12 protein-coding genes are annotated in these 14,495 nt (G+C 66.2%); 9 read left to right on the forward strand and 3 right to left on the reverse strand.

What is annotated here, in order from left to right:
• Positions 1 to 248: 248 nt before the first annotated feature.
• Together ATB98_RS08950 and ATB98_RS08955 are read left to right on the forward strand one after the other, a co-directional pair.
• A complete protein-coding gene (locus ATB98_RS08950; RefSeq protein WP_407695289.1) occupies positions 249 to 1,607 on the forward strand; it encodes a sensor histidine kinase in 1,359 nt (452 codons plus the stop codon).
• Entirely contained in the window at positions 1,604 to 2,257 is a 654-nt protein-coding gene (locus tag ATB98_RS08955; RefSeq protein WP_066872186.1) for a LuxR C-terminal-related transcriptional regulator, read from the forward strand. Before ATB98_RS08950 ends, ATB98_RS08955 begins: the two co-directional genes overlap by 4 nt.
• Here the strand turns inward: ATB98_RS08955 and ATB98_RS28860 are convergent.
• Positions 2,247 to 2,684 (reverse strand): hypothetical protein, encoded by a 438-nt coding sequence (locus ATB98_RS28860; RefSeq protein WP_066872415.1) that lies wholly within the window; start codon positions 2,682 to 2,684, stop codon positions 2,247 to 2,249. The two genes, ATB98_RS08955 and ATB98_RS28860, sit on opposite strands and share 11 nt — an antisense overlap.
• Before the next feature lie 353 nt (positions 2,685 to 3,037).
• On the opposite strand from ATB98_RS28860, the gene ATB98_RS08965 reads away from it, so the two are divergent.
• The 5 genes from ATB98_RS08965 (at position 3,038) to ATB98_RS08985 (ending at position 9,592) form a co-directional block, all read left to right on the forward strand.
• Positions 3,038 to 4,810 carry a PQQ-dependent methanol/ethanol family dehydrogenase gene (locus ATB98_RS08965; RefSeq protein WP_407695290.1) on the forward strand — a complete coding sequence of 591 codons (1,773 nt, stop codon included), beginning with the start codon at positions 3,038 to 3,040 and terminating at the stop codon, positions 4,808 to 4,810.
• 83 nt (positions 4,811 to 4,893) lie between these two features.
• Positions 4,894 to 5,616 (forward strand): response regulator transcription factor, encoded by a 723-nt coding sequence (locus ATB98_RS08970; RefSeq protein ID WP_084435392.1) that lies wholly within the window; start codon positions 4,894 to 4,896, stop codon positions 5,614 to 5,616.
• Positions 5,617 to 5,681: 65 nt separating this feature from the next.
• Complete coding sequence (locus ATB98_RS08975; protein WP_066872192.1) at positions 5,682 to 6,854, forward strand: FIST N-terminal domain-containing protein; 1,173 nt, start codon at positions 5,682 to 5,684, stop codon at positions 6,852 to 6,854.
• Entirely contained in the window at positions 6,854 to 9,037 is a 2,184-nt protein-coding gene (locus ATB98_RS08980) for a hybrid sensor histidine kinase/response regulator (RefSeq protein ID WP_084435394.1), read from the forward strand. The genes ATB98_RS08975 and ATB98_RS08980 overlap by 1 nt, the downstream gene beginning before the upstream one ends.
• A gap of 150 nt (positions 9,038 to 9,187) precedes the next feature.
• Entirely contained in the window at positions 9,188 to 9,592 is a 405-nt protein-coding gene (locus tag ATB98_RS08985) for a pseudoazurin (RefSeq protein WP_234781896.1), read from the forward strand.
• Between the two features lie 126 nt (positions 9,593 to 9,718).
• Here the strand turns inward: ATB98_RS08985 and katG are convergent, their stop codons facing one another.
• Positions 9,719 to 11,914, reverse strand: coding sequence for a catalase/peroxidase HPI (gene katG / locus ATB98_RS08990; protein WP_066872197.1), 2,196 nt, complete (start codon positions 11,912 to 11,914; stop codon positions 9,719 to 9,721).
• Between the two features lie 291 nt (positions 11,915 to 12,205).
• Between katG and ATB98_RS08995 the strand changes: the two genes are divergently transcribed.
• Positions 12,206 to 13,117 carry a hydrogen peroxide-inducible genes activator gene (locus tag ATB98_RS08995; protein WP_066872201.1) on the forward strand — a complete coding sequence of 304 codons (912 nt, stop codon included), beginning with the start codon at positions 12,206 to 12,208 and terminating at the stop codon, positions 13,115 to 13,117.
• A gap of 18 nt (positions 13,118 to 13,135) precedes the next feature.
• Here the strand turns inward: ATB98_RS08995 and ATB98_RS09000 are convergent, their stop codons facing one another.
• Positions 13,136 to 13,858: a L,D-transpeptidase gene (locus ATB98_RS09000; RefSeq protein ID WP_066872204.1), complete on the reverse strand. Its 723-nt coding sequence runs from the start codon at positions 13,856 to 13,858 to the stop codon at positions 13,136 to 13,138.
• A 168-nt stretch (positions 13,859 to 14,026) separates the two neighbouring features.
• Between ATB98_RS09000 and ATB98_RS09005 the strand changes: the two genes are divergently transcribed.
• Positions 14,027 to 14,479 carry a DUF411 domain-containing protein gene (locus tag ATB98_RS09005; protein ID WP_066872206.1) on the forward strand — a complete coding sequence of 151 codons (453 nt, stop codon included), beginning with the start codon at positions 14,027 to 14,029 and terminating at the stop codon, positions 14,477 to 14,479.
• Positions 14,480 to 14,495 lie beyond the last annotated feature (16 nt).

Consider the following 14,495-nt stretch of genomic DNA (forward strand, 5'->3'; position numbering starts at 1 on the left):
GGTAGCTTGCGCCATGGCGGCGTACCACCGTCCTTGGACCATTGCCTCGGCGGGTAGGACTTAGGTCCGATCGGGCGGCCGCAAAAAGTCCGATCCACCGGCGCGATGACGGCGCACCATTGACCGGACGACCGCGAGCGGTAGTTTATCGCCGTCAAAACCAACCATGTGCCGCAGTGAATCGAGCGGACATTTCCGAGATTTCCGTGCGCGCCCGAGACCTGATCGACCGATGGAATGGACAGCCGTTGGCAAAGCAGTTCCTGCTCGCCGGCGGCATCGTCGCGGCGTCGGCCATGGTGGCAGTCGGCGCATTCGTCACCAGCCTCATAGAAGACGCGGTCACCCGCAATTCGGCGGCAACGACCGCACTCTATGTCGATAGCGTCATCGCGCCGCTGCTGCCCGACATGCAGACGACGCGCGTTCTCGACGATGCCGTCGCGCGCGCGCTCGACGAGACGCTCGGACAGGGCGCGCTCGGCAACCGCCTGCTGGCATTTCGCCTGTGGCGCGCCGACGGCACCGTTCTCTATTCGAACGATGCGGAGATGGTCGGCAAGCGCGTCGCGGTCAACGACGAGCTGAAGACGGCGTTCGACGGCAAGATGGTCGCCCGCTTCAAGCCGGTCGGCGACCCGGGGGATGAAGCGGACGAAACCACGGAGACGCCGCTCCTCCGGATCTACAATCCGGTGCTGCAGCCGTGGTCGGGACAGGTCGTCGCCGTTTCCGAGTTCCATGAAGTTGCCTACGACTTCGAGGACAGTCTCCACCGCGCCCGCCTTTTGACCTGGTTCGCAGTCGCGGCGTTCACGCTGGCCTTCTTCGTCGCCCTCTCGGCGATCGTCATGCGGGGCGGCAGAACCATCGAAAAGCAGCGCCTTGCCCTCAAGCAGCGCGTCGACGAGCTTTCGGCGCTGCTGTCGCAGAACGAGACGCTCCGCAGCCGACTGCAGCAGGCTTCGCAACGGGCGACGGCGCTCAACGAGAAGATGCTGCGGCGGATCGGCGCCGACCTGCATGATGGCCCGGCACAGCTCGTAGCCTATGCATCGTTGCGGCTGGACAGCGATCTGCTGACCCGGCCGTCGACGTCCATGGCCGCGCGCGAGCGCGAGATCGCCGCCATCAAGGCCAGCCTCGACGAGGCGATGCACGAAATCAGGACGATATGCAGCGGTCTCGTCCTGCCGCAGATCGAGACGGCGAGCCTCGCCGAGATCCTCGAGCGCTGCGTTCACGCCCACAGGCAGCGCACCGGATCGGCGGTGGATTTGTCGCTGTCCGATCCGCCGGAGCGGCTTCCGCCATCGGCAAAGATCTGCATATACCGCTTCGTCCAGGAGGCGCTCAACAACGCCTACCGCCACGGTGGCGGCGTCGGGCAACGGGTCGTGCAGAGCGTCGACGGCGACAGGGTGCGGATCGAGGTTGGCGATGGCGGGCCGGGCTTCGACCTCAGCGAGATACGACCCACGAGCATCGGGCTTGCCGGTCTGAGAGAACGGATAGAAAGTCTCGGAGGGACATTCGAGATCGACGGCGCCGCTCCCGGCACCGTCGTCCGCATGTCGCTCGGCATCAAGGAGGTTGGTGAGGCATGACGAGAATACGCGTGGCGGTGATCGACGACCATCCGCTCTTCCGGGAGGGGGTGACGCGAAGCCTCTCGGAGATCGACGGCTTCGAGATCGTGGCGGAAGGAGGCTCGCGCGACGACGCGATCCGTATCGCCGAGCACCTCGGCCCGGACGTGCTGCTGCTCGACATTTCCATGCCCGGCGGCGGACTGGAGGCGGTGCCGCGCATCCTCGATATCGCGCCGGCGCAGAAGATCGTCATGCTCACCGTCTCCGAGGCCGGCGACGACGTCACGGCGGCGCTGCAGGGCGGCGCGAAGGGCTATGTTCTCAAGGGGGTCGGATCGAAGGCGCTCGCCGACGTCATTCGCGCCGTGGCCGCCGGGGAGAGCTACGTCGCCCCGACGCTCTCCGCCAAGCTGCTCTCCAGCCGCCCGGTCGCCACACCGCCGAAATCCGACGCCATCGAAGACCTGACCGCCCGGGAGCGCGAGGTCCTCGGCCTCGTGGCCTCAGGCATGAGCAACAAGCAGGTGGCCCGCAAGCTCGACCTTCATGAGAAGACCGTCAAGCATCACATGACGCAGATCATGGCGAAACTCGATGTCGCCAACCGGACGGAGGCCGCCATGGTCCTGCGGGACGCGCAGGAGCGGCGCGGCGTCAGTCAGTGAGGGCCTGAAGCCGTTTCTCATCCTTCGAAGTCGCGCGGCGGTTCACGATGGTGCGCCCCCGCGAATCCTTCATGATATAGCGGCCGTCCCTGATCTCTTCGCTGATTCCGTCGACGTGGCGGACCTTCAGCGGCGCATAGCTGCCGTCGATGGTCGAGCTTTTGCTCGCGCTGCCCGAGCCGCTGTTAGCGTTGCCGCCGCTCGAACCGTTGCCGCCCCTGCCGTTGCCGTTTCCGCCGCCATTGCCGTTGCCGCCGCCGTTGCCATTGCCGCCGCCGTTACCGTTGCCGCCGTTCTTCGCGAGCGCGGAGTTGGCGGCAAGCTCGAAGGCCGCGCCGGACAGGGTGATCTTGTAAGGAAGGGTCGCGGCGACCAAGCCGAGCGATGCGGTGCACAGTGCCGAAACGAACATTCGACGCGTGGTCATCGTGGTCCCCTTGGAAATATGCTTGGCGGGCAACGGCGGAGTTTCATCCCGGATTCATCGCAAAGGCGCGTCGTTGCAAAGGCGCGTCGGTTCACTGCCACCACCATGCCCACGGTGGGGTCCGGCCGTCAACTCATGGGCCTTGTTCATCGCGCCAAGTCGGACCTTTTCCTCGTCGCGCCCCGACATTCGTCCAATCGTCCTAGGACCATGGTCTGACCGCCGTCGCGCGGCCGGAGCGCCCCCTGCGGGCATACCCGGCATTACGACCAAGGTGCAATATCGGCGCCTTCGCCGCCGGAGGATGATGAGCCCCGCCAGACGGTTGCGGCTCACGCAAGCGAGGGAAGGAGATGGATATGAACAGATTGATGCTGACTGCCGTGACGGTCCTGTCACTGGCGGGACTGGCCGAGGCGGGGGTCACGGAGGAAGACCTCGCCAACGACGCCACCACGGTCGGCGATGTGCTGACGAACGGCATGGGACGGGGGCTGCAGCGCTTCTCCCCGCTCGAAACGCTCAACAAGACCAACGTCAAGAATCTCGTGCCGGCCTGGGCCTTCAGCCTTGGCGGTGAAAAGCAGCGCGGGCAGGAAAGCCAGCCGATCGTCTATGACGGCGTGATGTACGTCACCGCCTCCTACAGCCGGCTTTTCGCGATCGACATCAAGACCGGCAAGGAGCTCTGGCAGTTCGACGCGCGCCTGCCCGAGGGCATCCTGCCCTGCTGCGACGTGGTCAACCGGGGTGCGGCGATCTACGGCGACAACATCTATTTCGGCACGCTCGACGCCCGTCTCGTCGCGCTGAACCGCAAGACGGGCGATGTGGTCTGGAACAAGAAGATCGCCAACTACAAGGAGGGCTACAGCTATACGGCGGCGCCCTTGATCGTGAACGGCCTCGTCATCACCGGCAATTCCGGCGGCGAGTTCGGCGTCGTCGGCGAGGTTCAGGCCCGCGACGCCAAGACCGGCGAAATGGTATGGACCCGCCCCGTCATCGAAGGGCACATGGGGACCTACAAGGGCAAGGAAAGCACGATGACCGGGACGCTGAACGCGACCTGGCCGGGCGACCTCTGGAAGACCGGCGGCGGCGCCACCTGGCTCGGCGGCTCCTACGATGCCGACACCAACACCCTGGTCTTCGGCACCGGCAACCCCGCTCCCTGGAACAGCCACCTGCGCAATGCCGGCAAGCCAGTCGAGGGCAACAAGGGCGACAACCTCTACGCGGCGAGCCGCCTCGGCATCGATCCCGAGAACGGCGAGATCAAGTGGCACTTCCAGACCACGCCGAGGGAGGGCTGGGATTTCGACGGCGTCAACGAAGTCGTGCCCTTCATCGGCAAGGACGGCACGAAGCGTTTCGCGACCGCCGACCGCAACGGCTTCTTCTATGTCCTCAACCGCGAGGACGGCAAGTTCGTGGCCGCCTATCCTTTCGTCAAGAACATCAGCTGGGCGAAGGGTATCGATAAGAACGGCCGGCCGATCTACGTCGAGGAGAACCGCCCGGGCGATCCCTCCGCGGCCGCCGACGGCGGCAAGGGGCAGCAGGTCTTTGCGGTACCCTCCTTCCTCGGCGGCAAGAACTGGATGCCGATGGCCTACAGCCACAAGACGGAGCTCTTCTACGTGCCCTCCAACGAGTGGGGCATGGACATCTGGAACGAACCGATCTCCTACAAGAAGGGTGCCGCCTATCTCGGCGCGGGCTTCACCATCAAGCCGCTGTTCGAGGACCATATCGGCTCGCTGAAGGCGATCGACCCGAATACCGGCGAGATCAAATGGGAGTACAAGAACAGCGCGCCGCTGTGGGGCGGCGTGATGACGACCGCCGGCGGCCTCGTCTTCGTCGGGACGCCCGAGGGTGAGTTCAAGGCGCTCGACGACGAGACCGGCGAAGTGCTCTGGACCTTCCAGACCGGGTCCGGCGTCGTCGGCCAGCCCATCACCTGGGAACAGGACGGCGAGCAATATGTGTCGGTGATCTCCGGCTGGGGCGGCGCCGTTCCGCTCTGGGGCGGCGAAGTGGCAAAGAAGGTGAATTACCTCAACCAAGGCGGTATGGTATGGACCTTCCGTCTGCCCAAGCAGCTGGCATCGGTCCAGTAGCATGGGGGGCCGGGCTTGGAAGCCCGGCCCTTCGCGGTTCGTAGGGCCATAGGAAAAGACAGCAGAACGCGCGGAGACTCGAGATGATCATAATCCGCCACTCTTCCCCGGGAACGCACACGAACGTGCCGGTGCGGCCGCTGTTCGACCCTGTCGAACTGCGATCGGCACTGATCGTCGACGACCATCCGCTGTTCTGCGATGCGCTTGCGATGACGCTGACGGGGCCGGTCGGCATCCATTCCGTCGATTCCGTCGGCACGCTCGATGCCGCCCTCTCCCGCCTGGATCGGGAGGCCCCGCCCGATGTCATCGTGCTCGACCTCAACCTGCCGGACGTCAACGGCCTCGACGGCGTCGTGCGCCTGAGGCAAGCCGCACCGAAAACACCGATCGTCGTCGTCTCGTCGCTGGACGAGCTGAAGGTCGTCCGCGCACTCCTCAAGGCCGGCATCAACGGCTTCGTTCCCAAGCACGCCAATCGCGACGAATTCCGCGCCGCCTTCGCGGCGATCGCACGGGGCGAGGTCTACGCGCCGCAGATGGCCCTGGAGCCGGGCGGCGCCTCCCTGTCGGACGAGGCGGTCGCGCGACTGGCGCTGCTGACGCGCCAGCAGGCGAAGATCCTGCAGCTCGTCTGCGCCGGCCTCATGAACAAGCAGATCGCCTACGAGCTTTCGATCGCCGAGACGACCGTGAAGGCGCATGTCACCGCCATCATGCGCAAGCTCGGCGTCCAGACGCGGATGCAGGCGGTGCTGTTTGCGCAAGAAGCGAGCTTCGCGGCATTGGCGCTGGAGGATTGACCTCGGCGGGAAAGCTGGATTCCGGACCGATTGCGGTTTTACTGTAGTGCCGGGAGGAACGGGCCATGAGGATATCCGGTGGTCTTCAGCGCGAGACGATCGTTCCGCACGCGAGCGTCGGCGCGAACGAACCCAGGCCCATGGAAATTCTGGCGCAGCGCTTGGGACGAGGACCCTTCGCGCTCGTCATGCTGTTCGTCTCGCCCGCCGGCGACCTCGAGCGCCTGCCCGGGGAGGCGGCGCGGGTCTTCGACGGCGTCCCCGTCATCGGCTGCACCACGGCCGGCGAGATTTCCGATGCTGGCTACGACGAGGGAACGATCGTCGCGCTCGCGCTGCCGTCGCGCTATTTCCGCGTCGATACGCTGACCGTCTCCGACCTGACGCGGCTCGATCCCCCCGCTCTCGCCGCCGACCTCGTGCGCCGCCGCGCCGACATGGCCCAGCGTCACCCCGAACTGCCTCATGAATTCGCCATGCTGCTCGTCGACGGGCTGTCGCAGAAGGAGGACGAGCTCACCTCGGCGCTTGCCGCCGGCCTAGGAGCGACGCCCATGCTCGGAGGGTCGGCCGGCGATGGCGCGCGCTTCGGCCAGACCTTCGTGCTCGACGGCGAGCGGCTGGCGCGGGACATCGCGGTGCTGGCGCTGGTGCGCACGCAATGTCCGATCCGGGTCTTCAATTTCGATCACCTTATTCCGACCGAAACGCGCATGGTCGTCACCGAGGCCGATCCGCGCCGCCGCATCGTCCGCCAGATCAACGCCGAACCGGCGGCGCGCGAATACGCCCGTCTTCTCGGCAAGGATCCGCAACAACTCGGCCCCTTCACCTTCGCCGCGCATCCGGTCGCCGTCCGCATGGGTGCGCGCCACCACGTGCGCGCCATAAGGCAGGTGGCCGAAAACGGCGATCTCGTCTTCTTCTCCGCCATCGACGAGGGGGTCGTGCTGACGATCGCGGAACCGGCGGACATGGTCGACCACCTCGGCCGCGAACTCGCCCGGCTGTGCAGGCCGGAACGCCCGGCGGCGATCCTCGCCTTCGACTGCATCCTGCGGCGGCTGGAGGCCGAGCAGAAGCAGGTGAGCGGACACGTCTCCGACCTGCTGCGCCGCTACGGCGTCGTCGGCTTCTCGACCTACGGCGAGCAATTCGGCCCGATGCACGTCAACCAGACGATGACGGGCGTCGCCATCTATCCGCCGGGCACGGTGCTCGCCGAAAAGGTTCCCTGATGACACGCATCTCCGATTCGCTGATCGATGCCGGCGACAGCCCCGAGCGCAACACCGAGAAACTTCTGACCATCGCCGAAGTGCTGATGCGCCAGGTCGAGCAGGCATCCGGTGACCGCGGCGCGGCCTATGAGCAGTTCCAGCGTGCGGCGATGCTCGAAGAGCGGGTCCGCCAGCGCACATGCGATCTCGAAGCGACGCTGAAGGTCCTGAGCGACACCAATGCGCGGCTCGCCGAAGCCCGCCGGAACCTCGCCGACGCCATCGAGGCGGTGGAGGAGGGTTTTGCGCTCTTCGACGCCGCCGAAAACCTGGTGATGTACAATTCGCGCTTCTGCCGCGACCTTGAGGACGTGCGTGCCGTCCTTCGTCCGGGCCTGCCGTTCGCGGACTACATCGAAGCGGCAAGCCGCTCGCGCTTTCTCGCCTTGCCGGAAAGCGAGACGCCGGCCGGCTGGACGGCGAAGCGGATGCAGCGTCACCGGATGCGCAGCGTCTTCACCGTCGCCCTTGCCGGCGACCGCTGGCTGCAGATCAGCGAGCAGCGCACCTCCGAAGGCGGCACGGTCGTTCTTCAGACCGACGTGACGGACATCATCCGCATGGAGCGGACCGAGCGCGGCAGGATGCTGGACGACCAGGCGCGGCTGATCCGCGCGACGCTCGAGCACATCAACCAGGGCATCTGCATCTTCGACGCCGCCGGCCGGCTGGTCGGCTGGAACGAACGGCTCCGCCTGCTGCTCGACATTCCCGTGACCGTCCTGCGCACCGGCGCCGGCTTCGACACGCTGCAGCGCTGGATCCGCCGCGACAGCGAGCTCATCGGCGATGTCATGTCGTCCGATCTTGCCACCTGGGCCGTCCAGAGGACCCCGCGCCCGCCGCTGTTTCTGGAGGTCCGCCGCGCCTCGGGCATGATCCTCGTGGCCTTTGCCGAGGAGACCCCGGACAGGGGCTTCGTGATGTCCTTCAGCGACGTGACGCGCGAACGGCTGGCGATCCAGGCGATGCAGCGCGCCAATGCCTCGCTCGAGGCGCGAGTGGCCGCCCGCACCGAGGATCTGCGCGCCGCGCTCGCCGATGCCGAGCGCGCCAACTCCACCCGCGCCCGCTTCGTTGCGGCGGCGAGCCACGACCTTCTCCAGCCGCTCTCCGCCGCCAAGCTCTTCGTCGCATCGGCCCGCGACGAAGTGGCGGACGAACACGCCGGCGGCACCCTCGACAAGGCGCACAAGGCACTGGCGAGCGTCGAGGCCATCCTCGGGGCCCTGCTCGACATCTCGCGGCTGGACGAGGCGGTCGTCGAGCGATCGCCGGTGCGGCTTGCGCCGCTCATCGCCCAGCTTACCGACGAATTCGCCCCCATGGCGGAACGCAAGGGATTGAAGCTTGCCATCCTCCCCTGCACGCTGACGGTCTTCAGCGACCCGGCCTATCTCAGGCGCATCCTGCAAAATCTCATCAGCAACGCGATCCGCTACACCCGCACCGGACGCGTGCTCGTCGGAACCCGGCGGCTGCCCGGGGCCGTGCGCATCGAAGTGCACGACACCGGCCCCGGTATTGCCGCGGAGGACCAGCGCGCGATCTTTCGCGAATTCCACCGGCTGAACGCCTCGGCCTCCGCATCCGAGGGCCTGGGGCTCGGGCTGGCGATCGTGGAGCGCGCCTGCGCGCTGCTCGATCATCGCCTGACGCTGAGCTCGACGCCGGGGCGCGGCACCTGCTTTGCCGTCGAACTGGAACGCGCCCCCGCCCGCGCCGCCGCCAGCTACAGCTGCAGCGAGACCGCCGAGGATGGCCCCATGGCCGACGGCAGCGACCGGATCGCGCTGCTCGTTGAGAACGACGAGGAGCTGCGCCATGCCATGAGCCTGCACCTCGAACGGCGCGGCGTCACCGTGCTGGAGGTCGCAAGCGGCGAGGAGGCACTGGAGCTGGTGGAGGAGATGGGCATCGTGCCCGACCTTTATCTGATCGACCAGCAGCTCGGCGACGGATTGACCGGCATCGAGACGCTGATCGCCCTCCGGGCCCGGCACGGCGACCGGCCGGCAAGGATCATCACCGCCGACCGCACGCCGGGCGTGCGCGAGGCCTGCGCCGCCGCCGACGTCGAAATCATGTACAAGCCCATCGATGCCGAGGCGCTGGAGGCCTTCGTCGCCGGCGGACGCTAGAGCGGGATGCGCTCACATGCGTTCGCGCCAATGCTCCGGACCGGCACCAAGGTCGCATTGTCCGTCCCCGCCTTCCGATGTTTCCTTTCCAGCAGTTCGGAACCTTATGGGGAGAAGCCAATGCTGAAGAAGTTTGGGATCGCTGCCGCGATGATGCTCATGGCCGGCGGAGTCAATGCCGGGGAACATCAGGTGAAGATGCTGAACAAGGGAGAGAGCGGCGCCATGGTCTTCGAACCGGCTCTCGTCAAGGCCGCGCCCGGCGACACCATCCGCTTCGTGCCCGTCGACAAGGGCCACAATGTCGAGTCGATCAAGGGCATGCTGCCGGACGGCGTGGAGAAGTTCAAAAGCAAGGTCAACGAGGAATATGTGATGACCGTCACCGTTCCCGGCCTCTACGGGGTCAAGTGCTCGCCGCATTTCTCGATGGGGATGGTGGCGCTGATCCAGGTGGGCGACGTGCCGGCGACGGTCGAAGCCGTAAGCGCGGTGAAACTGCCGAAGAAGGCCGACGAGCGGATCAAGGCCGCGCTTGCCGCTTCCGCCCGTTGACGGGCCCGCACCGCCGGGAAACCGGGCGGCTGGCCAAAGCCGGCTCAACGCCGCGCGTCCGGTCAGACGCGCGGCGTTGCGTATGTGTACCGCGGGGCGGCTGGGTCAGCCTCCCCGCGGGTTCAACTAGGCCCGGGCGAGGTCGAAGCGGTCGGCGTTCATCACCTTGTTCCAGGCCGCCACGAAATCGCGCACGAACTTCTCGCGGGAATCCTCCTGCCCGTAGACTTCCGCGATCGCCCGGAGCTGGGAGTTCGAGCCGAAGACGAGGTCGGCGCGGGTGGCCGTCCATTTCACGTCGCCTGTCTTCCGGTCACGCCCTTCGAAGACTTCCTGGGCGTCCGAGACCGCCTTCCAGGCGGTGCCCATGTCGAGCAGGTTGACGAAGAAGTCGTTGCTGAGCGTGCCGGCGCGATCGGTGAAGACGCCGTGCGCCGTGCCGCCGTGATTCGCGCCAAGGACGCGCAGGCCGCCGACCAGGACCGTCATCTCCGGCGCGGTGAGCGTCATGAGTTGTGCCCGGTCGATGAGCAGTTCCTCCGTCGAAAGCGAGTACCGAGCCTTCTGGTAATTGCGGAACCCGTCGGCGATCGGCTCGAGAACGGCAAAGGACTCGATGTCGGTCTGCTCCTGGGAGGCGTCCGTGCGGCCCGGCACGAACGGAACCTCGACGTCGTGGCCGGCAGCCTTCGCGGCCTTTTCCACCGCGGCGGCGCCGCCGAGCACGATCAGGTCGGCGAGCGACACCTTTTTGCCGCCGGTCTGCTCGGCGTTGAAGGCCTTCTGGATGCCCTCGAGGACTTCGACCACTTTTGCGAGTTGCGCCGGCTCATTGACGTCCCAGCCCCTCTGGGGCTCGAGGCGGATGCGCGCCCCGTTGGCGCCGCCGCGCTTGTCCGAGCCGCGGAAGGTCGATGCCGAGGCCCAGGCCGTCGAGACGAGCTCGGCGATCGACAGGCCGGAGGCGAGGATCCTCGCCTTGAGCTCGGCAACGTCCTTCGCGTCGATCAGCGGGTGATCGGCGGCGGGAACCGGATCCTGCCAGATCAGATCCTCCGCCGGCACTTCCGGGCCGAGATAACGCACCTTCGGCCCCATGTCGCGGTGGGTCAGCTTGAACCACGCGCGGGCGAAGGCGTCGGCGAACTGGTCCGGGTTCTCGTAGAAGCGCCGTGCGATCTTCTCGTAGGCGGGATCGAAGCGGAGCGCCAGGTCCGTCGTCAGCATCGCCGGCGCGTGGCGCTTCGACGCGTCATGCGCGTCCGGCACCGTGCCGGCACCCGCACCATGCTTCGGCTTCCACTGATGGGCGCCGGCCGGGCTCGTAGTCAGTTCCCATTCATAGCCGAACAGGTTCCAGAAGAAGTTGTTGCTCCACTTCGTCGGCGTCGAGGTCCAGGTGACTTCCAGGCCGCTGGTGATCGTGTCGCCGCCCCTGCCGCTGCCATAGCTGCTGGTCCAGCCGAGGCCCTGCTCCTCGATGCCGGCGCCTTCCGGTTCCGGGCCCACATGCGATGCGGCGCCGGCGCCGTGCGTCTTGCCGAAGGTGTGGCCGCCGGCGATGAGCGCGACCGTTTCCTCGTCATTCATGGCCATGCGCGCGAAGGTCTCGCGAATGTCCCGCGCGGCGGCGAGCGGATCCGGGTTGCCGTTCGGCCCTTCCGGATTCACGTAGATCAGGCCCATCTGGACGGCGGCCAGCGGGTTCTCGAGCTCGCGATCGCCGCTGTAGCGCTTGTCGGCCAGCCATTCGCCCTCGGTTCCCCAGTAGATGTCTTCCTCGGGTTCCCAGACGTCGGCACGCCCGCCGCCGAAGCCGAAAGTCTTGAAGCCCATCGACTCGAGAGCGCAGTTGCCGGCGAGAATCATCAGGTCGGCCCAGGAGATCCGGTTGCCGTATTTCTGCTTGATCGGCCAGAGCAGCCGGCGCGCCTTGTCGAGGTTGGCGTTGTCCGGCCAGCTGTTGAGCGGCGCAAAGCGCTGGGTGCCCGAGGACGCACCGCCCCGCCCGTCGCCGGTGCGGTAGGTGCCCGCGCTGTGCCATGCCATGCGGATGAACAGCGGGCCGTAGTGACCGAAGTCGGCCGGCCACCAGTCCTGGCTGTCCGTCATCAGGGCATAAAGGTCCTGCTTGACGGCATTGAGGTCGAGCTTCTTGAACGCCTCGGCATAGTCGAACGCCGAGCCCATCGGATCGGAAAGCGCCGAGTTCTGGTGAAGGACCTTGAGGTTCAGCTGGTTCGGCCACCAGTCGCGGTTGGTGGTGCCGCGCGGTCCGTGCATGACAGGGCATTTGCCCGTGCTGTCGGCTTTGGCGTCCATATCGATCTCCCCTTGAATGCTTTCGAGATTTGTAATGTCCAGAGGAACGGCGTTCCGCTCTGGAAAGTGATCCGGGTTCATGGCGGCGCGATGACGGAGCGCCTGCCATATGGAAATTGTGCTTGTCTCCGCCTCTTTTGGAAAAGCGTGCTGAAGCCACTGGCGCAGCGGCAATCCGTCCCCTGCCAGCCGTCGGGGAATTTGTCATTCCCCTCACGGCTGCGGGCACTGTACCAACAGCCGTCAATTAGTTTAAGTTGGATTTACTGATAGGCGCGATAAGGAAATCTGATGGCAAACCTGACCCTCAAGCAGCTTCGTTATTTCGAGGCCGTGGCGCGGCATGGCCACTTCGGCCGGGCGGCCGATGCCTGCGCGATCTCCCAACCCGCCTTGTCGATGCAGATCAGGGAACTGGAAGAATCGCTCGGCACCGAGCTCTTTGAACGCGGCGCCCGTCAGGTCCGGCTCACCGGCTTCGGAGAAGTGTTCGTGCTACGCGTCCGCGACATCCTGCGGTCCGTCGACGAGCTGGGAGACCTGGCGCGCGCCTCGCGGGAGCGGCTGGCGGGGCGGCTCCGAATCGGCATCATCCCGACCGTCGCCCCCTACCTGCTGCCCGCCATCATCGGCAATCTCACCCGCATGTATGGCGGCGTCGAGATAAACGTGCGCGAGACGCTGACGTCGAAGCTGGTCGAGGAGCTGGTGGAAGGTCGGCTCGATACGGCAATCGTCGCCTTGCCGATATCGGAGCCTTCCCTCGCCGAGGTCGCCCTGTTCGAAGAAGATTTCGTGCTCGTCCGGCCGAGCGAGGACGAGGGAAAGCCGGTGCCCAATCGTGAAGCGCTGCGGGAAATGCGGCTGCTGCTCCTCGAAGAAGGGCATTGCTTTCGCGAGCAGGCCCTGTCGTTCTGCAATATGCGCTCGGTGCAGCCGCGCGAGCTGATGGACGGCAGCTCGCTCTCGACGCTGGTGCAGATGGTCGGCGCCGGCATTGGCGTCACGCTCATCCCGGAAATGGCCGTGGCGGTGGAAACGCGCTCCGCATCGGTGTCCGTCGCGCGCTTCAAGCATCCGCAGCCCTCGCGGACGATCGGCATGATCTGGCGCAGGACAAACCCCCTGGCCAAGCAACTGCTGCAGATTTCCGACGTCGTTCGCCAGTCAGCGGACGCGATGCGCGCGAGCAGCACGATCTGATGGACCGAATTTCCCGAATTACGATTGCACCGGCATTCCGGCCGAGAGGTTGGTCACGACGATCGGCGTGCCGTTGGGCACGCGACCGTAGAGGTCGATGACATCCTGGTTGATCATCCGGACACAGCCGGACGAGACCGATTGGCCGATCGTCCACCATTCCGGCGATCCATGGATGCGGTAGAGCGTGTCTTCCCCGTTCTGGAAGATATAGAGGGCACGGGCGCCGAGCGGGTTGGTGAGGCCGGGCTCCATGCCGCCGCTGGCAATGCTGTATGGTTCCAGTTCCGGCTGCCGCGCCACCATCTCGTCCGGAGGGTTCCAGCGCGGCCATTCCCGCTTGTACTGGATGACGCCGCGGCCCGCCCACTCGAAACCGGCGCGGCCGAGACCGACGCCGTAGCGCATCGCCTGGCCGTTCTCCTGGACGAGATAGAGAAAGTGGTTGCCGACGTCGACGACGAGCGTGCCCGGCCGCTCGCCCGTCGGATCGGGCACGAGCTGGCGATAGAAACGGGGATCGATCTTTTCGTAAGGGATCGCCGGCAGGGGATAAGGCTCCATCGGGCGCTCGCCGTACATTTCCGCGAGCATCTGGTTCGCGCCGTAGGCATAGGGTGCCGGCGCGACGTATTCCGTGCGCGAACTTCTCGGAGCCGTGGTGCAACCCGCCAGCCCAAGCACCGCCGTTCCGGCAGCGAGCGTCAGGAAAGAGCGGCGGCGGATCTGGTATTCCGTCATGGATTTCCCTCGGTTGATCCCGATGATTGTAGAGCGCGTTTTCTCGCGGACCAGACCCCGCAGGCTCCGGCCTGATCAAAGCTTGTTGAACGGCGATTGCACGGCCGCAAAGATCGTCCGGCGGCGCTATGCTACAGTCGATGCCGAGCTATTCGAGGAGACGCTGAAATGAACCGCACCTTCCGCCTGGGCAGCCGCTTCGCCAGTGTCGCCGCTTTCATCGCGCTCGCCGCGCCGGCCTTCGCCGAGCCGCTTGAGGCGACGCTCTACAAGGACCCGGAATGCGGCTGCTGCGAGGGCTATGCCGCCTATCTCCGCGAGAACGGCTTCAACGTGGAGGTGAAGCCCACGGATGAGCTTGCCGCGATCAGCCGCAAGGCCGGCGTGCCGGAAGGCATGCAGGGCTGCCACACCATGTTCATCGACCGCTACGTGGTCGACGGCCATGTGCCGGTGAACGTCGTGCGCAAGCTCATCGGCGAGAAGCCGGCGATCGCCGGCATCACGCTCCCGGGAATGCCGATGGGTTCGCCCGGCATGGCGGGCACCAAGACAGGGAAGTTCGTGATCTACACCGTCCCGAAGGACGGCAAGGCAGCCTCCGTCTATGCGGAGGAATGACGCCGGGGAGCCCGCG

The sequence above is a fragment of the Sinorhizobium saheli genome (assembly GCF_001651875.1).
Classification (GTDB): Bacteria; Pseudomonadota; Alphaproteobacteria; order Rhizobiales; family Rhizobiaceae; genus Sinorhizobium; species Sinorhizobium saheli.

Bases quoted from the DNA above. Each gene is read 5' to 3' on its own strand.
- ATB98_RS08955 (WP_066872186.1), top strand. From the start codon at position 1,604: ATGACGAGAATACGCGTGGCGGTGATCGACGACCATCCGCTCTTCCGG.
- ATB98_RS28860 (WP_066872415.1), bottom strand. From the start codon at position 2,684: ATGACCACGCGTCGAATGTTCGTTTCGGCACTGTGCACCGCATCGCTC.
- ATB98_RS08965 (WP_407695290.1), top strand. From the start codon at position 3,038: ATGGATATGAACAGATTGATGCTGACTGCCGTGACGGTCCTGTCACTG.
- ATB98_RS08970 (WP_084435392.1), top strand. From the start codon at position 4,894: ATGATCATAATCCGCCACTCTTCCCCGGGAACGCACACGAACGTGCCG.
- ATB98_RS08975 (WP_066872192.1), top strand. From the start codon at position 5,682: ATGAGGATATCCGGTGGTCTTCAGCGCGAGACGATCGTTCCGCACGCG.
- ATB98_RS08980 (WP_084435394.1), top strand. From the start codon at position 6,854: ATGACACGCATCTCCGATTCGCTGATCGATGCCGGCGACAGCCCCGAG.
- ATB98_RS08985 (WP_234781896.1), top strand. From the start codon at position 9,188: ATGATGCTCATGGCCGGCGGAGTCAATGCCGGGGAACATCAGGTGAAG.
- katG (WP_066872197.1), bottom strand. From the start codon at position 11,914: ATGGACGCCAAAGCCGACAGCACGGGCAAATGCCCTGTCATGCACGGA.
- ATB98_RS08995 (WP_066872201.1), top strand. From the start codon at position 12,206: ATGGCAAACCTGACCCTCAAGCAGCTTCGTTATTTCGAGGCCGTGGCG.
- ATB98_RS09000 (WP_066872204.1), bottom strand. From the start codon at position 13,858: ATGACGGAATACCAGATCCGCCGCCGCTCTTTCCTGACGCTCGCTGCC.
- ATB98_RS09005 (WP_066872206.1), top strand. From the start codon at position 14,027: ATGAACCGCACCTTCCGCCTGGGCAGCCGCTTCGCCAGTGTCGCCGCT.